Origin of the sequence: Planobispora longispora (assembly GCF_016863135.1) — a bacterium.
In the GTDB taxonomy this organism is placed as follows: Bacteria; Actinomycetota; Actinomycetes; order Streptosporangiales; family Streptosporangiaceae; genus Planobispora; species Planobispora longispora.
This window is the reverse complement of sequence record NZ_BOOH01000033.1, coordinates 176,290-195,019: the sequence shown is the minus strand read 5'-3', so window position 1 is coordinate 195,019 and position 18,730 is coordinate 176,290. Positions and strand designations below refer to the sequence as shown.

The 18,730-nt window shown below is 73.5% G+C and carries 13 protein-coding genes; 8 read left to right on the top strand and 5 right to left on the bottom strand.

The features are described from left to right. Window positions 1–11: 11 nt before the first annotated feature. On the bottom strand, window positions 12–608 hold the full coding sequence (locus Plo01_RS20235; protein ID WP_203892202.1) for a hypothetical protein: 597 nt from the start codon (window positions 606–608) through the stop codon (window positions 12–14). Window positions 609–810: 202 nt separating this feature from the next. Here Plo01_RS20235 and Plo01_RS20230 point away from each other — a divergent pair, with 202 nt between their 5' ends. Beyond that, window positions 811–3,069, top strand: a complete 2,259-nt coding sequence (locus Plo01_RS20230; RefSeq protein WP_239316703.1) for a sensor histidine kinase — start codon at window positions 811–813, stop codon at window positions 3,067–3,069. A 96-nt stretch (window positions 3,070–3,165) separates the two neighbouring features. Next, window positions 3,166–3,852: a response regulator gene (locus Plo01_RS20225; protein WP_203892200.1), complete on the top strand. Its 687-nt coding sequence runs from the start codon at window positions 3,166–3,168 to the stop codon at window positions 3,850–3,852. 172 nt (window positions 3,853–4,024) lie between these two features. Here the strand turns inward: Plo01_RS20225 and Plo01_RS20220 are convergent, their stop codons facing one another. Beyond that, the gene (locus tag Plo01_RS20220; protein WP_239316701.1) at window positions 4,025–9,055 is read right to left on the bottom strand and encodes an ATP-dependent helicase; all 5,031 of its coding nucleotides are present in this window, start codon (window positions 9,053–9,055) and stop codon (window positions 4,025–4,027) included. Window positions 9,056–9,234: 179 nt separating this feature from the next. On the opposite strand from Plo01_RS20220, the gene Plo01_RS20215 reads away from it, so the two are divergent. Both Plo01_RS20215 and Plo01_RS20210 read left to right on the top strand, forming a co-directional pair. Continuing rightward, on the top strand, window positions 9,235–10,572 hold the full coding sequence (locus Plo01_RS20215; protein WP_203892199.1) for a pyridoxal phosphate-dependent decarboxylase family protein: 1,338 nt from the start codon (window positions 9,235–9,237) through the stop codon (window positions 10,570–10,572). 77 nt (window positions 10,573–10,649) lie between these two features. Beyond that, a complete protein-coding gene (locus tag Plo01_RS20210; RefSeq protein ID WP_203892198.1) occupies window positions 10,650–11,138 on the top strand; it encodes a VOC family protein in 489 nt (162 codons plus the stop codon). Window positions 11,139–11,167: 29 nt separating this feature from the next. On the opposite strand, the gene Plo01_RS20205 is transcribed toward Plo01_RS20210, so the two are convergent. Then, window positions 11,168–11,386 carry a hypothetical protein gene (locus Plo01_RS20205; RefSeq protein ID WP_203892197.1) on the bottom strand — a complete coding sequence of 73 codons (219 nt, stop codon included), beginning with the start codon at window positions 11,384–11,386 and terminating at the stop codon, window positions 11,168–11,170. 191 nt (window positions 11,387–11,577) lie between these two features. Here Plo01_RS20205 and Plo01_RS20200 point away from each other — a divergent pair, with 191 nt between their 5' ends. After that, a complete protein-coding gene (locus Plo01_RS20200; protein ID WP_203892196.1) occupies window positions 11,578–11,772 on the top strand; it encodes a DUF3046 domain-containing protein in 195 nt (64 codons plus the stop codon). Window positions 11,773–11,901: 129 nt separating this feature from the next. On the opposite strand, the gene Plo01_RS20195 is transcribed toward Plo01_RS20200, so the two are convergent. Further along, a complete protein-coding gene (locus tag Plo01_RS20195) occupies window positions 11,902–12,189 on the bottom strand; it encodes a hypothetical protein (RefSeq protein WP_239316699.1) in 288 nt (95 codons plus the stop codon). A gap of 294 nt (window positions 12,190–12,483) precedes the next feature. On the opposite strand from Plo01_RS20195, the gene recA reads away from it, so the two are divergent. From recA to rny, 3 genes are all read left to right on the top strand, one after another. Further along, on the top strand, window positions 12,484–13,587 hold the full coding sequence (gene recA, locus Plo01_RS20190; protein ID WP_203892195.1) for a recombinase RecA: 1,104 nt from the start codon (window positions 12,484–12,486) through the stop codon (window positions 13,585–13,587). Between the two features lie 14 nt (window positions 13,588–13,601). Next, entirely contained in the window at window positions 13,602–14,468 is an 867-nt protein-coding gene (recX, locus tag Plo01_RS20185; RefSeq protein WP_203892194.1) for a recombination regulator RecX, read from the top strand. 282 nt (window positions 14,469–14,750) lie between these two features. Further along, a complete protein-coding gene (rny, locus tag Plo01_RS20180; RefSeq protein WP_239316697.1) occupies window positions 14,751–16,436 on the top strand; it encodes a ribonuclease Y in 1,686 nt (561 codons plus the stop codon). Between the two features lie 178 nt (window positions 16,437–16,614). Here rny and Plo01_RS20175 read toward each other — a convergent pair whose 3' ends face one another. Beyond that, complete coding sequence (locus tag Plo01_RS20175; RefSeq protein WP_203892193.1) at window positions 16,615–18,543, bottom strand: S9 family peptidase; 1,929 nt, start codon at window positions 18,541–18,543, stop codon at window positions 16,615–16,617. Window positions 18,544–18,730: the final 187 nt, after the last annotated feature.

Genomic DNA, 18,730 nt, shown 5'->3' with positions numbered 1-18,730 from the left:
GGCGGGGGTGGTCACACTCCGGCGGTGACGGCCGTCGCCGCCGTCCCGCGAGGCAGGGCGGCGGCGGGGCGCAGCGCCAGTGCCAGTCCCAGCGCCGCGTAGGAGCCCAGCAGCCAGGCGGCGCTGACGTAGACGCCCACGCCCATTCCGAGGATGTTCTTCACCGGGATCATCACGACCAGCCAGCCCCCGCAGAGCAGCGGGCACCAGCGCAGCAGGCCAGACCACCGGCCCGCCCAGGCTATGGCGATCCCCATGACGAGGGTGCACAGGTTGGCCAGCGGCCAGCACACATCTGTCACGACCAGCCAGCCCGTCATGTCGTCGTGGAAGCGGTAGCCGAACGAGGCGACGCTGTACACCAGCGCCCCCGCCAGCAGGACGAGCTGCACGATCGGGATCACCCGGCTCTTGAGGGCCCCGGTCGCCATGACCGTCCAGGCGAGCGCGGCGACGCCCAGCAGGTAGAGGATCCCGGTGACCGTCGAGACGTGCACGATGCGCGTCTGGATGGCCTCGCCCGCGATGATCGTCCCCGCCGCCCAGGAGGCCGCGCCGACGCATATCATCGCTCCCGCGAGCCGTATCCGTCTCAGAAGCCTTTCCATGGTGGTTCCCTTCGTCGCAGGTCGGAGAGACCAGCGTCGGCGGGGCCCGTCCCGGGCGGCCAGGGAGCATCCGGCCCGTCGCCGTCCCGAATCCGCCCGGCTTCGCACGGGTCGGAGGGCTCCTGTCCGCGGGCCCGCCGTCCCGTCCCATCGGGACGCCGGACCCGGGAGGCCGGGACCCCACCAATGGGACAATCCGGGCGTGGCCCCTCATTCTGACCAGCGGGTTTCTTCCCGGTCGCCTGCTTCCGCCGCCGCCCCGGATCGGGAGGGTCGTGGTTCCGCGGATGCTCCGGGCCGGGGGACCCCCGCCGGATCCCCCGCTCCCGCCGACGTCCCGGGTCCGGAGTTCCCGCGGGTCCTCGGCACGGACCCCGCCGACCGGCTGCTCCGGGTGGCCGCCCTCGTCCTGTCCCCGCTCTGCGTGCTCGCCGCCGCCGGAGGCGTCTGGGCCGGCGTGCGGCTCGGCGAGGCGGTCCGGCCCGACCCGATCGCGTGGCCGTCGTGGTCCTCGGTGGCCGCCGGGCTCATCCTGGTCGCATCGGGCGCCGTACTCGTCCACCGGCTGCCCCGGCATCCCGTGGCCTGGCTACTTCTCGGCGGAGCCGTGGTGGCCTGCGCGGGCGGGTTCTGCGCCGCCTACGCAGCGCTGTCCGTGGTCCGACACGGCGGCGACCTGCCGTTCACCGCGGCCGCGCTGTTCGTCGGCGGGCGCTCCGGCCCTCTGCAGAACCTGATCGTCCCGTTGGTGCTGCTGCTGTTCCCCGATGGGAGGCTGCCCTCGCCGCGCTGGCGCCTGCCCGCCGGGGCGGCGCTGGGCTGTGTCGGACTGGTGATCCTGATCCTGTTCACCGTCCCGTGGCGGATCATCTCCGAGGGGGACCCGCCCTTCCCCGGCCTGACCGGGATCGAGCTGGACCCGGTGACTCCCGCGTTGCCGGATCCGGTGTGGCAGGCGACCCGGGTGATCATCGTGGTGCTCCTGCTGACCAGTGTGGCCATCCCGGTGGCGGCCTTCGCCGCCCGGTTCCGCGGCTCCGGCCCCGAGCTGCGCGTGCGGCTGCGATGGATGCTGTTCGCCGCCCTGGTCAACCTGGTGATCACCGCCCTGGTCTTCGCCGTCAGGCCGTACCTCCCGGGCGCCCCGGAGGCGTTGTGGCCGGCCTGCCTGGGCGTCCTCGCGCTGGCCGTCCTCGTCGCGGTGGCCCGCCACCGGCTCTATGACGTGGACCTTCTGCTCGGCCGGACGATCCTGTACGGAGGGCTCGCCGTGGCCGTCGTCGCCGTGGACACCGCGGTCTTCGTGGGCGCGGGCGCACTGGTCGACGACCCGCTTGCCGCGGTGATCGGGGCCGGGGCGGTCGGCATACTCTACGCGCCGCTGCGGCTGCGCATCCAGCGCTGGACCGACCGGGTCCTGAACGGCCGGAGCGATCCGTACGACGTGGTCTCCGCGCTGGCCGAACGGCTGGAGGAGTCCGTCGGCCCGGACGAACTGCTGCGCGAGGTGGCCCGGGTGCTGTCGACCGCGTTCCGCTCGCCGTACGTCCGGGTCGAGCTGGACCGGCCCGGCGGGGGCACCTACGTCGTCGAGCACGGCATCATCCGCCGTGACGACGTCGTGGTACTGCCCTTCGCCTACCGGGAGGCGCAGATCGGGCGGCTGGCCCTGGTGCCCCGCGTCGGCCCCCGGCTGTCCGACGCCGATCAGCGTCTCCTGGCCGACGTCCTGCGGCAGGCCGCCGCGGCGGCCCGGGCCACCGCGCTCACCGAGGAGCTCCAGCGCAGCCGCGAGCAGCTCGTCACCGGTATCGCCGAGGAGCGCCGCAGGCTCCGCCGGGACCTGCACGACGGGCTCGGCCCTCTTCTCGCCGGGGCCGCCCTCAAGATCGAAGCCGCTCGCAACCTGGCCGGGCGGGACCTCCCGGCCGCGAACGCGGCCCTGGACGACGTGCGCGGTGACCTCTCGGCCATGCTGGCGGACGTGCGCCGCCTCGTGCACGGCCTGCGTCCCCCGGCGCTGGACCAGTTCGGGCTGGCCGGAGCGGTGGAACGGCAGGCCGCGGGGTTCGCCGGCGGCTCCCTGGAGGTGGCCGTCCACATCGAGGGCGGCCTTCCGGGGCTGCCCGCCGCGGTCGAGGTCGCCGCCTACCGGATCATCGCCGAGGCGCTGGCCAACGTCTCCCGCCACGCCCGGGCCACCACCTGCGCGGTCCGGCTGGCCGCCGTCCGGGGCGCTCTGGAGGCGGAGGTCACCGACGACGGACGCGGCCTGCCCCCCGGATCCCTCTCCGGCGTCGGCCTCGTCGCGATGCGCGAGCGCGCCGAGGAACTCGGCGGGCGCTGCACGGTGGCGGCTCGCCCCGACGGGGGCACCCGGGTCCACGCGGTCATCCCGTACGGAACCATCCCGCACGGCCGGGGCCCGGTTCCCGACGGTACGGTTCCGGGCCCGGGATGACGTTCAAACGACGCGTCGGGAGCGGCGTCCCCGGGCCCGGTACCCTGATGACCCTTCCGGGCCTGAACCCGCGAGATTCGCACCGAAAGAGATTCGATGGCACCCGATCCCTCCTCCCCGCCGGGCGGTCTCGTGCCTCCCCGCGTCCTCCTGGCGGACGACCACCCGGTCTACCGCGACGGGCTGCGCATGATGCTCGCCTCCACCGGCGCCGTCGAGGTGGTCGCCACCGCCGCCGACGGTGTGGAGGCCGTCGTCCTCGCCGGGCGGTTGCGCCCCGATGTCGTCGTGATGGACCTGCAGATGCCCAAGCTGGGCGGCATCGAGGCGACGCGGAGGATCGTCGCGGCGCATCCCGGCACCGGAGTGCTGGCCCTCACCATGCACGACGATGACGAGAGCGTCTTCGCCGCGATGCTCGCCGGTGCCCGGGGTTATCTCGTCAAGGGCGCCGATCAGGGGGAGATCCTGCGCGCCATCACCGCCGTCGCCAGCGGTGAGGTGATCTTCGGTCCGGCCCTGGCCGGCCGCGTCACCGCCTACTTCGCGCGCCTGGCCACCCTCCGCCCCGCCACCGAGGAAGCGTTCCCGCAACTCACCGCACGAGAACGGGAGGTTCTGGATCTCATCGCGGCAGGCCTTCCCAACCGGGCGATCGCCGAGCGCCTGGTGCTGTCACCGAAGACGGTTCGCAACAACGTGTCCAACATCCTGGCCAAGCTCCAGGTCGCCGACCGCGCCGAGGCCATCGTCCGCGCCCGGGACGCCGGCCTCGGCCGCTGAGGCCGCACGGTGATGTCGTGGTCGTGTGGCCGGGCGTGCCACCAGGCGGCGACGACCTCGTCGAGACGGTCGACCGGTCCGGCCAGGGTCCGGTCGATGAACGCCGCCGGCATGCCGTCACGGACCACGGTGTGCCACGGTCCGGCGTCACCGAGGCCATCGCGGCCGGGCGTCAGGCCCGCAGGCGCAGGCCCCGGGGGGTCGGGTGGAACCCGGCGGCCTCCAGGGCGGCGGCGAGGGGGGAGTCGCCGACGGCGGTGCCGTCGGCCCGCTCCACGGTCAGCTTCCCGAGCGCGCCGTCGCGTACGGCCAGCGCGAGCGCGTCCACGGCGGGCTGGAGGCGGTCGTCGTCGGCGAAGGACAGCAGCGTCTTGCCGCCGCGCTCGACGTACAGGATCAGGTGGCCGTCCACCAGCACCACCAGGGCCCCCGCCTTCCGGCCCGGCTTGTGGGACACGTCCCCCGGGTGGGCCGGCCAGGGCAGCGCGGCGCCGTAGGGGTTGGCGGGATCGGTCGCCGCCAGCACCACGGCCCGCCGCCCGCCCGCGGCGCCTTCGGAGCCGCTCCGCCGCCCGCCCGCCGGATCCGCGGAGCCGCTCCACTGCCCGCCCGCGGCACTTTCGGAGCCGCTCCATCGCCCGGCCGCTCCCGCCGGACCGCCCCACTCATCCGGCCTCCCCGGCCCGGTCCGGCCGGAGGCGTCGTCCCAGGCCCCGCCTGATCCGGAAGGGGCCTGCCAGGGCAGGGGGGCCGGGAGGGACGCGGCCGCGCGCATCCGGTCGACGGCGCCCGGCAGGGCGAACTGGGCGCCGCCCAGGCCCTCGACGAAGTAGCCGCGACGGCACCGGCCGCTCTCCTCGAACACGCGCAGCACCTGGTAGACGGCGGAGAACCCGCCCGGCATCCGCTCGGCCGTGACCGCGCCCCGGGTCACCACGCCGTGCCGTTCCAGCAGCACCTCCGCCTGGGCGTGGGCGCGCTGGGTGGCGTCGCCGGACGGCGCGGGCAGCAGCCACCAGCGTCCGCCCACGGTCGGCGGGCCGCTGCGGGAGGGCAGCACCGCCCGGCGCCTGCGGGTGGAGGCGGGGCGGTGCGCGGGCCGTCCGGTGCCGAGCGTCGCGCGCAGCGGGGCCAGGGTGTCGCCGGTGACCCGTCCCGCCCACACCAGATCCCAGACCGCCGCCACGAGCGTCGCGTCGTCCGGGGCGATCCCCGTCCGGGACGCCCCACGGCCGGTGATCCCCGTCCGGGCCGGCGGAGCCTCCCCGGTCGACGGCGTCCCGCCGGGCGTCGGAGAGCCCGCGGGGTCCGGGTGCTCCGGCGTTCCGGAGGCGGCCAGGACCGCGCCGACGCGGGCGCCCAGCTCGCGGAAGAACAGCGCGCCCCCGCCGCCGAGGACCTCCAGGACCGCCTCGTGCAGCGGGGTCATGGTGATCGCCGGCGGGTCGGGCATCAGCAGGGGGGCGGTGTCGGCGAAGTACAGCGCGACCCAGCCGTCCCCGCCGGGCAGCGACCCCTGCCCGGCCCAGACGATCTCGCCGGAGGAGGTCAGCTCGTCCAGCAGGGACGGGTCGTAGCCGGGCACCCGGGAGGGCAGGATCAGCGTCTCCAGCGCCGAGGCGGGAACCGGCGCGCCCTGCAGCCGCTCGATCGCGTCCACCAGCGCGTCGATCGGCGGCCTGCGCCGGCCGGGGGCGCCGGTGATCCCGTGCCAGGCCGGGGAGAAGGCGGCCAGCGTCTCGGCGGGGACCGGCTCCACCTCCTTGCGGAGCCGGGCCAGGGACCTGCGGCGCAACATCCGCAGCACCCCGGCGTCGCACCACTCCTCGCCCCGGCCGCCGGGCCGGAACTCGCCGCTCACCACCCGGCCGGAGGCGGCCAGGCGGCGCAGCGCGTCGGCGACGACGGCGGGGCCGAGACCGAACCGGGCGGCGGCCGTGCCGGCCGGGAAGGGCGTGCGCGTGCGGGCGTGGCGGGCGAGGAGGTCGCCGAGCGGATCGTCCACCGGCTCCAGGAAGGCGTGCGGCACGCCCACCGGGAGCGGCACGCCGAGCGCGTCGCGCAGCCGGGCGGCGTCCTCGATGGCGGCCCACTGCTCGTGCCCGGCGATCCGCACCCGGATCGCGCGCCGGGCGGTCTCCAGATCGGCCAGCCACGCCGGGTCGCCCTCGCGCAGGCTCACGTCGTCGGCGAGCAGGGGACCGTGGGAGCGGAGCAGGTCGGCGAGGTCCTCGGCGTCGCGGAGCGGCCGGTCCAGCCGGGACAGCTCGCGCTCGGTGTCGGCGATCACATCGGGGTCGAGCAGCTCGCGCAGGTCGGCCTGGCCGAGCAGCTCGGCCAGCAGGCTCGTGTCGAGGGCCAGCGCCTGGGCGCGGCGCTCGGCCAGCGGGGCGTCCCCCCCGTACATGAACGCGCCGATGTAGGTGAACAGCAGGGACGCGGCGAACGGCGACGCCTGGGACGTCTCCACCTCCACCAGCCGCACCCGCCGGGCCGCGATGTCCCGCATGAGCGCGACCAGGCCCGGCACGTCGAACACGTCCTGCAGGCACTCGCGCATCGTCTCCAGCACGACCGGGAACGAGCCGTAGCGGGAGGCCACGCCCAGCAGGTGCGAGGCCCGCTGCCGCTGCTGCCAGAGCGGGGTCCGCCGGCCGGGGCTGCGGCGCGGCAGCAGCAGGGACCGGCCCGCGCACTCGCGGAACCGGGCCGCGAACAGCGCCGAGCCGCCCAGCTCCTCGGTGACGATCCGCTCGATCTCCTCGGCGTCGAAGACCGCGACGTCCGAGGGCGGGTCCGACAGCGTGTCGGGGATGCGCAGCACGATCCCGTCGTCGGAGTGCAGGGCCTGCACGTCGACGCCGTAGCGTTCGCGCAGCCGCCGCCCGATCGCCAGCGCCCACGGGGCGTGCACCCGCGCGCCGTACGGCGAGTGCACCACGACCCGCCAGTCGCCCAGCTCGTCGTGGAAGCGCTCGACCAGCAGCGTCCGGTCGTCCGGGACGTATCCGGTGGCCTCGCGCTGCTCGGACAGGTAGGACAGCAGGTTGGCCGCGGCGAACCCGTCCAGGCCGGCGGCCCTGACCCGGGTCCGCGCGGCCTCGGCGCCGGACTCGGACAGCTCGCGGAGGAAGGCGCCGATCGCCCGGCCCAGCTCCGCGGGGCGGCCCGGCGTGTCGCCGTGCCAGAAGGGCAGCTTGCCCGGCTTGCCCGGGGCGGGGGAGACCAGCACGCGGTCGGCCGTGATGTCCTCGATCCGCCAGGAGGTCGCGCCGAGCACGAAGACGTCCCCGGCCCGGGACTCGTAGACCATCTCCTCGTCCAGCTCGCCCACCCGGGAGGACTTCTCCCCGGCGAGGAAGACGCCGTACAGCCCCCGGTCGGGGATGGTCCCGCCGCTGGTCACGGCCAGCCGCTGCGACCCCGGCCGCCCCTGGAGCGTCCCGGTGACCCGGTCCCAGACGACGCGCGGGCGCAGCTCGGCGAACTCCTCGCTGGGGTAGCGCCCGGCGAGCATGTCGAGCGTCGCCTCCAGCGCGCTCCGGGGCAGCGTGCGGTACGGCGCGGCGCGGCGGACCACGGTCTCCAGCTCGTCGACCGTCCACTCGTCGAGAGCGGTCATCGCGACGATCTGCTGGGCGAGCACGTCGAGCGGGTTGCGCGGGTAGCGCAGCTCCTCGATCTCGCCCCGCTTCATGCGCTCGGCCACCACGGCCGTCTGGACCAGGTCGCCGCGGTACTTGGGGAAGATCACGCCCCGCGAGACCGCGCCCACCTGGTGCCCGGCCCGGCCGATCCGCTGCAGGCCGCTGGCCACGCTCGGCGGCGCCTCCACGCACGCCACCAGGTCGACCGCGCCCATGTCGATGCCGAGCTCCAGGCTGGAGGTGGCCACCACGGCGGGCAGCCTCCCCGACTTGAGCGCCTCCTCGATCTGGGCGCGCTCCTCCTTGGACACCGAGCCGTGGTGCGCCCGCACGATCTCCGGGACCACCCCCGCGCTCGCCCCGGCCTGGGCCATCATCGCGGCCGGGGTGGCGGTCGAGGCGGGCGGCCGGGGGAAGCCCTCGGCCCAGTGGACCGGAGCGCCGGGGACGTCCGTCCCGAAGACGTCCTCCCCGGGGCCGTCTCCGCCCGGGCGCCGCTCCCAGGCGAGCTCGTTGAGGCGGGTGCACAGCCGCTCGGCCAGCCGCCGGGAGTTGGCGAACACGATCGTCGAGGAGTGCTCCCCGATCAGGTCGAAGAGCCGCTCCTCGACGTGCGGCCAGATGGACCTTCGCGTCTGCTGCCCGGTCAGCCACGCGTCGTCGTCCTGGCTGGGGCGGGGGGCGGTGTCGAGCTCGGTCATGTCCTCGATCGGGACGACCACCTCGATCTCGATCTCCTTCTCCGACGGCGGCTGCACCACGACCGCCGGGCGCGGCCCGCCGAGGAACTCGGCCACCTCGCTCACCGGCCGGACGGTCGCCGACAGGCCGACGCGCTGGGCGGGGCGGGGGAGCAGGGAGTCGAGCCGCTCCAGGCTGAGCGCCAGGTGCGCGCCTCGCTTGGTGGCGGCCACCGCGTGCACCTCGTCGAGGATGACCGTCTCCACGCCGCGCAGCGCCTCGCGGGCCTGGCTGGTCAGGATCAGGAACAGCGACTCCGGGGTGGTGATGAGGATGTCGGAGGGCCGGGCGGCGAACCTGCGCCGCTCCTCTGCGGAGGTGTCGCCCGACCGGATGGCCACCGAGATCTCCGGCGCCGGCAGCCCCAGCCGCCGGGCGGTCTGCCGCATCCCGGTCAGCGGCGCCCGCAGGTTGCGCTCGACGTCCACCGCCAGGGCCTTGAGCGGCGAGACGTAGAGGATCCGGCACCGCCCGGGCCGCTCGTCCGCCTCCGCGCCGCCCTTCCGCCGGCGGCGCCCCTTCGCCGGCTCGCGCTCCCCGCCTCCGTCGCGGCCGTCCGCCCGTCCGGAGGGCTCCGCGCCCGCGGGCGCTCCGGCCCGCCCCGCCGCCTCCGTCTGCTCGGCGGCCAGCCGGTCGAGCGACCACAGGAAGGCGGCCAGGGTCTTGCCGGACCCGGTCGGCGCGACCACCAGCGTGTTGTCGCCCCGGGCGATCGAGGCCCACGCCCCCTCCTGGGCGGCGGTGGGCGAGGCGAAGGCCCCGGTGAACCATTCCCTGGTCACCGGGGTGAAGTGGTCGAGCGCTGAACCGGTCACCGTCCCATGGTGCCTCGCGCCACCGACAGAACGGCGCCGGACCCGGCCTGACGCGGGAGACCTGATGCGGGCGGCGGAACCGCGCCGGGCGCGACCTATACGAGAAGGCTAAAAACGCCGGGCCGACGGTCCAATACATCGATTGTCTGCTTTACCCGTTTTATCCGCATACTTCTCATGTGCACAGCTACGACGAGCGCCTGACGAGCCTGGTCTTCGACTACATGAAGGACCGGCTCTCCCTCGATCCCGTCCCCCTCGACAACCCCGGGGTGAAGGACAAGCTCGAGGCCGCCCTGGCGGGGATCATCAGCCCCGAGGGCACCGACCCGGAGAAGGTCCTGGACCTGTACGCCGACCAGTTGGCCCCGGCGGTCATCTCCGCCGACAGCCCGCGGTTCCTCTCCTTCATCCCCGCGGCCCCGACCAAGGCCGCCCTGCTGTTCGACATGGTCGTCTCCTGCGCCTCGCTCCAGGGCATCTCCTGGCTGGAGGCCTCCGGCGCGATCGCGGCGGAGAACCAGGTGCTCCGCCTGCTCGCGGACCTGGCCGGGATGCCCGCGAGCGCGGGCGGCTGCTTCGTCTCCGGAGGCTCGGCGGCCAACCTGTCGGCGCTCGTCGTCGCGCGCGACACCGCCCGGCGCCGCATCCCCCGGGGCCGCCTGCGCGTCGCGGTCAGCGACCAGGCGCACTCCTCGATCTCCAACACTCTGCGCATCATCGACGTGGACGCCCTCGTCGTGCCCTCGCGGGACCACCGCCTCACCGGCGCGTCCCTGCGCGCCGCCCTGGAGGCCGACCCCGACCCGTCCGACGTGATCGCCGTGGTCGCCACCTCGGGTACCACCAACGCCGGGATCATCGACGACCTCGCCGGGATCGCCGAGGTCGCCCGTGAGCGCGACCTCTGGTTCCACGTGGACGGCGCGTACGGCGGCGCGGGCCTGTTCGCCCCCTCGGTCCGGCACCGCTACGCCGGGATCGAACACGCCGACTCCTTCATCGTGGACCCGCACAAGTGGCTGTTCGCCCCCTTCGACTGCGCGGCCCTGCTCTACCGCGAGCCTCGCCTGGCGCGGGCCGTGCACACCCAGGACGCCTCCTACCTCGACGTCCTGCACACCGAGGGCGACGAGTGGAACCCCACCGACTACGCCTACCACCTGACCCGGCGCGCGCGAGGGCTCCCGCTCTGGTTCTCCCTGGCCGTCAACGGCACCGACGCCTACACCGAGGCCATCGAGACGGCACTGCGGCTCGCCCGTGAGACCGCGGACCTGATCGACCGCACCGAGCACCTGGAGCTGATCCGCGAGCCGGAGCTGTCGGCCGTGCTCTTCCGCCGCGCCGGCTGGACGAGCCGGGACTATCACGACTGGTCGGAGCGGCTGCTCGCCGGGCAGATCGGCTTCGTCACGCCGACCGGCTGGGAGGGCGAGACCGTCGCGAGGTTCGCGTTCCTGCACCCGGGCACGTCCATGGAGATCGTGGAGGAGATCCTCGACACCATGGCGTGACGACATGGACAGGTTGGGTGGCCGCACCCAGGGAGATAGCTCACCTGAACGTTCACATACTGAACGGCGGGTCAGCTATGAGCATCGACTATCCGGCCATCAAGACGGCACGTGAGCGGATCAGGGCGGAGCGGTTACAGGCGCGCCGCCCGCCGAGCAGCGCGAGGGGCCTGCACCACTTCGCCCTGATCTCCTCCGATGTCGAGAAGACGATCGACTTCTACCAGGACCTGCTGGAGTTCCCCCTCACGGAGATCATCGAGAACCGCGACTACGAGGGCTCCAACCACTTCTTCTTCGACATCGGCAACGGCAACCTGCTGGCCTTCTTCGACTTCCCGGGACTGGACCTCGGCCCCTACCGGGAGGTCCTGGGCGGACTCCACCACGTCGCCATCTCGGTGGACCCGTCGACCTGGGAGCGGTTGCTGGGCAAGCTGGAGGCGGCGGGCGTGCCGCACCAGATCGAGAACGGCGCCTCGATCTACTTCCGCGACCCCGACGGGGCCCGTCTGGAACTGCTCGCCGACCCGCTCGGTGAGATGTACGGCTCGCGCGTGCTCTGAAGCGCCCGGGTGAGGGACCCGCGGGCCCCTCACCGCCGGGACGGACGCCGGCTGCGCGGTCTCCCCCTGCTGGGCGGCTGCGTCCGCGTGGCGTGCCGTTCGGCGCGCTCGGCCTTGTCCTGCTGTACGGCGAGGCGCAGTTGCAGCAGGAACCTGCGGCGTCTGGCGCGGCGCTCGGCCTTCTCGGCGGGAGTCAGCCTGAGGACCGGGAGGAGGAGGACGGCGATGGCGAGGGGGAGATTGGGCATCCTCCGAGTCTCACCCCTCGAACAGGAGAGTGCCAGGCCCACTCCGTGCCGGATGCGCCCGGAGAACCGGATCCGCGGGGGCGGGTGAGCGGAGACGGGACGGCGGGGGCGGGTGAGCGGAGACGGAACGGCGGGGGCGGGTGAGCGGAGACGGGACGGCGGGGGCGCCGGGGGACCCCATACTTGGGGGCATGCGCCTGTCAGAGTTCTGGAGACGGATGAAGCTGCACTTCGGCGACCCCTACGCCGAGTCGTGGGCCCGCGACTACGTCATCGCCGAGCTGGGCGGGCGGACCGTGGTCCAGGCCCTGGCCGACGGCATCGCGGCCAAGGAGGTCTGGGCGGCGGTGTGCCGGGTGACGGACGTCGCCGCCCGGCTCCGCTGACCGCGCCCACGACGAAGGCCGCGGACCGGGCCGTCCCGGGAGACCGGGGCGACGCCAGGGCGGCTCCAGGAGACCGGGCGGCCTCCGCGGGATGACGTCAGGAGACCGGGCGGCCTCGGCAGGGCGGCCTCAGGAGACCGGGGCGGCCTCGGGGGCGGGCCTCAGGAGCCTGCCGACCGAGTCCGCCACGTGGCCGGGGTCGCCGGTGCCCTCCTGCCCGTTGGGCGACCACAGGAAGAACCAGCCCTCCTTGGCCGGGGTGGCGAAGACGATCGTCTGCTTCCCGCTGGTCGGGTGCCACACCCAGAGCACGGGGTCTTCGCCGCCGAGCAACCGGCTGACCATCCCCCGGTCGGGCAACTCGGCGGCCAGGGACTCCAGGTGGGCCAGACGCTGCTGGGTGAACGTGTTGGTCACGACGGCTACCTCGGAGACCTCTCGAAAATCATGTCGACACCAGCGTTCCCCCAGGTCAGCGGGTAACACCTCGAGTAGCGGAATGCCCAGGAATGTCATTTCTGTGACGCCGCGGGACGCCGGGCGCGAACCGGGCGGCCCGTGGAGCGCGTGGTGCGATTGAGCAACGATCGAACAGCCGTTCGGCTATATTGAACGTGTCAGCCCTCGTGGCGTGCTCTCCGGAAAATGTCGGTGGCACCCCGTAGCTTTCTGGCAACAGATCCGACCCGTAACCCTCCAGGGGGCTCCCAAATGGCAGCTAACGACCGCGAGAAGGCGCTCGAGACCGCGCTCGCCCAGATCGAGCGGCAGTTCGGCAAGGGCTCCGTCATGCGCCTCGGCGATGACGCCCGCGCGCCCATCGAAGTGATCCCGACCGGATCCATCGCCCTCGACGTGGCCCTGGGAATCGGCGGTTTCCCGCGCGGCCGCATCGTCGAGATCTACGGCCCGGAGTCCTCCGGTAAGACCACCGTCGCGCTGCACGCGGTGGCCAGCGCGCAGCGTCAGGGCGGCATCGCGGCGTTCATCGACGCCGAGCACGCCCTCGACCCGGAATACGCCAAGAAGCTGGGCGTCGACACCGACGCGCTCCTGGTCTCCCAGCCCGACACGGGTGAGCAGGCGCTGGAGATCGCCGACATGCTGATCCGGTCCGGCGCCATCGACCTGCTGGTCATCGACTCGGTCGCGGCCCTGGTGCCCAAGGCCGAGATCGAGGGCGAGATGGGCGACAGCCACGTCGGTCTCCAGGCCCGCCTGATGTCCCAGGCCCTGCGCAAGGTCGCCGGCGCGCTCAACAACACCGGCACCACCGCGATCTTCATCAACCAGCTCCGCGAGAAGATCGGCGTCATGTTCGGCTCGCCCGAGACCACGACCGGTGGAAAGGCGCTGAAGTTCTACGCCTCGGTCCGTCTCGACGTGCGCCGCATCGAGACGCTGAAGGACGGCACCGAGCCCGTCGGCAACCGCACCCGGGTGAAGGTCGTCAAGAACAAGATGGCCCCGCCCTTCCGCCAGGCCGACTTCGACATCCTGTACGGCATCGGCATCTCCCGTGAGGGCGGCCTCATCGACATGGGTGTCGAGCACGGCTTCGTCCGCAAGTCCGGCGCCTGGTACACCTACGAGGGCGACCAGCTCGGCCAGGGCAAGGAGAACGCCCGTAACTTCCTGAAGAACCACCCCGACATGGCGAACGAGATCGAGAAGAAGATCAAGGAGAAGCTCGGGGTCGGTCCCCGCGTCGACGTGCCGGAGGCTCAGGCTCCCGCCGCCCCGGCGGCTCCCGCGGCTCCCGCCCCCTCCGGTCGCGGCAAGGCGGCCGCGGCCGCCAAGCCGGGTGACGTCTGATCCGAGCCTGCGCGATGACGACGGGACCCGACTCCGGTCCGGCCGGTGAGGCCGGGCCGCGAGACTGGGGTGCATGGCCCGACCTCCCCGAATCCGGCGGCGGGAGCCGCCGTGGTTCGCGGCGGGGCCGGAGCCGTTCGGGGAGGAGGTCCGCGGGAGGTTCCGGCGGGCGATCCCGGAGCGGGTCCGGAGGTTCCGGCGAGTCGTCCTGGGACGGCTCCGCGGGCGGCTTCCCTGGAGGGCCGGAAGGTCCGGAAGGTCCCTCCGCAGACGGATCCGGCCGCTCCGGCCGCTCCTCCCGGCGTCGCGCCGGGGGGTTCCTGCCCGACGGGCCGGTGGAGGGGTCGGCTGCGAGTCAGGGGCCCCCGGCCGACCCGCAGGCGGTGGCGCGGGCCATCTGCCTGCGGCTGCTGACCATGTCGCCGCGCACCCGCGCTCAGCTCGCGGAGGCGCTGCGCAAGCGCGAGGTGCCGGACGACGCCGCCGAGGCCGTGCTGGAGCGTTTCTCCGAGGTCGGGCTGATCGACGACGAGGCGTTCGCCGCCGCCTGGGTCAGCTCGCGTCATGCCGGCCGGGGCCTGGCCCGGCGGGCCCTGGCGTCGGAGCTCCGGCAGCGCGGGGTGGAGGAGGACACCGTCAAGGAGGCGGTGGAGCAACTCGACCCCGAGCAGGAGGTGGAGACCGCCCGCAGGCTCGTGGCGCGCAAGCTCCCCTCCACCCGGGGGCTGGAGCCCGCGGTGAGGACGCGGAGGCTCGCCGGCATGCTCGCCCGCAAGGGCTACGGTCCCGGCCTGGCCTTCCGGGTGATTCGTGAGGCGCTCGAGAACGAAGAGTCGGAAAGCGCTGAATCTCCGGAATATCCGGAATATCCCTTCGACTGATACAAAGACCCGCTCCCGTGGGTCTTTGCTTGCTCGTTACCTGTTTGACGCTTAACCTCGACGGCAGTGAGGAGTTACTCCGCGCAGCGCGGATTGTCATAACGGTGAACTACGGACATGCAGGCTTGATGGCGCGGGCGGGCGAAGTGCCGACGGGGGTCGGGACGGCGCCGGTTCTGGGTTGATATCTGTCCTGGTGGCGACACCGCGTGGGCCTTCCGTGCCGTGCGTGTGACCCCTCGTGTGCTCGATGTCGGCGACGCGAGGAGGGGTGGGGCGCGCATGGAGCCCGTTGTGATCGTCGTGCTGGCAGGGGCCATGGTGGTGTTCGCCGGGGTGACGATAACCGTGCTGGTCATGCTGCTCCGCCGGACCGGAGGGTTGACGGGCAGACCGGTCGGGCCCACTCCCGAGCAACTGGCGGAGATCCACGCCGAACTGGAGACGGCCAGGCGCGAGGCGGTCGGCATCCTCGACAGGGCCGAGCAGGAGGCCGCGGAGACCCTGCGCCGCTCCGAGCAGGACGCCGCGGAGGCGCTCCGCCGCTCCGAGCAGGACGCCGCGGCGATCCTGCGCCGCTCCGAGGCCGCCGCCGAGAGTGCCGCGCAGATGCGCAAAGAGGTCGAAGCCGAGACCCAGGTGCTCAAATACGAGCTCAAGGAGCTCCGCTCCGACCTGGAACGCCGGGAGAACCGGCTGGCCGAGCGGGAGCAGCGGCTCGACGAGGAGGCCAGGCGCCAGGCCGAGCGGGCGCGCAAGCTCGCCGAGACCGAGACGGAGCTGGCCGCCCGCCGGGAGGACCTCGACCGGCTCGCGGAGGAGCGCAGGGCCGTTCTGGAGCGGGTGGCAGGGCTCACCAGCACTCAAGCCAGGGCCGAACTGGTCGGGGAGATCGCGAACCAGGCCAAGCGCGAGGCGGCGCTGATCGTCAGGGAGATCGAGAGCGACGCCCGCAAGGAGGGCGAGAAGCGGGCCACGAAGATCATCACCTTGGCGGTGCAGCGCATGGCCGCCGAACAGACCGCCGAGTCCGTCGTCAGCGTGCTGCACCTGCCCGGGGACGAGATGAAGGGCCGCATCATCGGCCGGGAGGGCCGTAACATCCGGGCCTTCGAGTCGACCACCGGGGTCAACCTGATCATCGATGACACCCCCGAGGCGGTGCTGCTGTCCTGCTTCGACCCGGTCCGCCGCGAGACCGCCCGGCTGACCCTGGAGAAGCTCGTCCTCGACGGCCGCATCCACCCGCAGCGCATCGAGGACGCCTACGAGCGCAGCAGGACCGAGGTCCAGGAGCTGTGCGTGCGCGCCGGCGAGGACGCCCTGGTGGAGCTGGGCATCACGGACATGCACCCCGAGCTGGTCACCCTGCTCGGCCAGCTCCGCTACCGCACCTCCTACGGGCAGAACGTGCTCGGGCATCTGGTGGAGTCCGCGCACATCGCCGGAATCATGGCGGCCGAGCTCAAACTGGACCAGACGTTGCTCAAGCGCTGCACGCTGCTGCACGACATCGGCAAGGCGCTGACCCACGAGGTCGAGGGCAGCCACGCGCTGATCGGGGCGGAGATCGCCCGCCGGTACGGCGAGCACGAGGACGTGGTCCACGCGATCGAGGCGCACCACAACGAGGTCGAGGTCCGCACGGTCGAGGCGGTCCTCACCCAGGCCGCCGACGCGATCAGCGGGGGCCGTCCGGGCGCGCGGCGCGAGTCGCTGGAGGCCTACGTCAAGCGACTGGAACGGCTGGAGGAGATCGCCCAGTCGTACGACGGGGTGGAGAAGGTCTTCGCGATGCAGGCGGGCCGCGAGATCCGGGTCATGGTGAAGCCCGACTCCGTCGACGACATCCAGGCCTCGGTGATCGCCCGTGACGTGGCCAAGCGCATCGAGGAGGAGCTCACCTACCCCGGCCAGATCCGCATCGCCGTCGTCCGGGAGTCCCGGGCCATCGAGTTCGCCCGCTGACGCGCCGTACCGCGGCGCCGGCCGTCGCCGTCGTGCTCCTCGCCGCAGCGGCGCCGTGGTGGGGTGCGTCGGTGGGTGGGGTGTGGCCGGGCGAGGCCGGTCTGACGCGCCGTGTCGTCGTGCTCCTCGCCGCAGCGCCGCCGCCGGGAACGCGGCGGGGCGGTCGGCGGCGGCGGGGTCAGACGCGGAAGATCTGCTGGTAGAAGGCGAACTCGGTGGCCAGGGCCGCGCTGCGGGTCTCGGCGCGGCGGAAGCCGTGGGCCTCTCCCTCGAAGGTGAGGTAGGTGCAGGGGACGCCGCGTTCGGCGAGGGCGTCGGCGAAGGCCTGGGACTGGGCGGGCGGGACCACCGGGTCGGACAGGCCCTGGAGCAGGAGCATGGGGCAGCTGACCCCGGAGACCTGGCCGAGGGGCTCGCGGGAGCCGTACAGGAGGGGATCGGCCGGGCCGACCAGCCACTCGATGTAGCGGGACTCGAAGTCGTGGGTGGTCTCGGCGAACGGGGCCAGGGAGCTCACCCCGTAGTAGGAGACGCCGCCGGCGAACACCTCGGACTGGGCGCAGGCCGCCATGACGGTCCAGCCGCCCGCGCTGCCGCCCCGGATCGCGATGCGCGCCGGATCGGCCAGCTCCCGCTCGGCCAGCCACTCGGCCGCGGCGACGCAGTCCTCCACGTCGACGACGCCCCACTGCCCGCGCAGCCGGTCGCGGTAGGCGCGGCCGTAGCCGGTGGAGCCGCCGTAGTTGACGTCGATCACGCCGATGCCGCGGCTGGTGAGGAACGCCTTCTCCAGGTCCAGCGCCGTCGTGCTGTTCCCGGTGGGGCCGCCGTGGGCGACCACGACGTACGGCGGCGCGCCCTCCCCGGCGACCTCGGGGTTCGACGGCGGATACACGAGCGCGTGGACCCGGCGGCCGAACCGCCCCTGGATCTCCACGGCCTCGGGGCGGGGCAGGTAGGCGACGTCCGGCAGTTCGTCGATGTCGCGCCGGAGCCCTTCCACCCGGCCGGTCACCGAGTCGACGCGGACGACCGACCGGGGGACCGCGGGGCCGTACCCGATGCCGACGATCATGCGCCCGTCGGAGGCCAGGGCGGGGGCCCACCCGTCGTAGGGGACGTCGAAGTCGGTCAGGGCCCCGGAGGCCGGGTCGAGGACGCCCAGCTTCAGGTTGCCCTGGCCGTGCAGGATCGCGAGCCGCCCGTCGTCCAGCACGGTGTACGGCGCGCCGCCGAGCTGCCAGAGCGGTCCGGCGAACTCCTCCTCGGCGGGATGGAGGGCCTGGGAGGACGTGCCGTATATCCCGATCTGGTAGAGGTTCCACCAGCCCGACCAGTCGGAGATCAGGTAGAGGGTCCGGTCGTCGCGCCACCGCGGGGCGAGCACGGACTCCGAGGTGCCGCCCTTGACGTTCCAGGAGTGGCCGTCGGACAGGCGGGTGATCCGCAGCTCGGTGCCGTTCCAGGGCATCCGCGGGTGGTTCCAGCAGATGTAGGCGAGGTGCTCGCCGTCGGGGGAGATCGTCGGAGAGGCGTAGAAGTCGCACCCGCCGACCCGCTCGCGCGGCTCGGCGCCGCCGTGCAGGGGGATGGAGACGATCGAGCGGCTGACCTTGCCGTCGTCGTGGTGCCGCTCCCGCACGCACCAGACCTGGCCGTCGTGGACGAGCAGGTCCGCGTAGCGCAGCCCGGCCTCGGCCGCGGGCTCCGGGGTGATCGGCCGGGGGTCGGCGCCGGGGGTCAGCAGGTAGAGCCGCTGGTCGGAGAGGTTGGCGAAGACGACGCTCCTGCCGGGACCGTCGCCGCCGTCACCGGAGTCCTCGTCGGGGACCACCGCGTAGGACCGCCCGCCGTACTCGTGCACGCGGGTTCTGGCGCTCCACGGAGGGGGGAGCAGCTCGCGGCGGGCGCCGTCGGCGCTCCGGTGCATGATCGTGGTCCGGCCGCCCTGGGCCGGGCGGTCCTCGGTCCACCACACCTCCTCACCCAGCACGGTGGGGAAGGACAGGTGCATTCCCGCGCGGGCGACATCCGAGGTGGAGATGGGAGACGGCCAGGCGGCGTACGGCACGGCATCGCGTTCCACGGCATCGCGCTCTGGGGACATGGCGTAATCCTGCCCGATAACCCGTCCCGTGTCGCCGGTATGGGGCTCATCGTGTCCGGGTGTCGGTAGTCGTCTCCCCGGGTCCCCGGAACGCCGCCGTCCCGGCGCTCCGCGACTCCCGGAGTTCTGGGACTCCCGGGGCCCGGTCGCCGGGAACGGCGCGGGGCGGCCGCCCTTCCGGGTGACC

Excerpts from the sequence above, each read along its gene's own strand:
- Plo01_RS20235 (WP_203892202.1), bottom strand. The coding sequence starts at position 608 with ATGGAAAGGCTTCTGAGACGGATACGGCTCGCGGGAGCGATGATATGC.
- Plo01_RS20225 (WP_203892200.1), top strand. The coding sequence starts at position 3,166 with ATGGCACCCGATCCCTCCTCCCCGCCGGGCGGTCTCGTGCCTCCCCGC.
- Plo01_RS20210 (WP_203892198.1), top strand. The coding sequence starts at position 10,650 with ATGAGCATCGACTATCCGGCCATCAAGACGGCACGTGAGCGGATCAGG.
- Plo01_RS20205 (WP_203892197.1), bottom strand. The coding sequence starts at position 11,386 with ATGCCCAATCTCCCCCTCGCCATCGCCGTCCTCCTCCTCCCGGTCCTC.
- Plo01_RS20200 (WP_203892196.1), top strand. The coding sequence starts at position 11,578 with ATGCGCCTGTCAGAGTTCTGGAGACGGATGAAGCTGCACTTCGGCGAC.
- recA (WP_203892195.1), top strand. The coding sequence starts at position 12,484 with ATGGCAGCTAACGACCGCGAGAAGGCGCTCGAGACCGCGCTCGCCCAG.
- recX (WP_203892194.1), top strand. The coding sequence starts at position 13,602 with ATGACGACGGGACCCGACTCCGGTCCGGCCGGTGAGGCCGGGCCGCGA.
- rny (WP_239316697.1), top strand. The coding sequence starts at position 14,751 with ATGGAGCCCGTTGTGATCGTCGTGCTGGCAGGGGCCATGGTGGTGTTC.
- Plo01_RS20175 (WP_203892193.1), bottom strand. The coding sequence starts at position 18,543 with ATGTCCCCAGAGCGCGATGCCGTGGAACGCGATGCCGTGCCGTACGCC.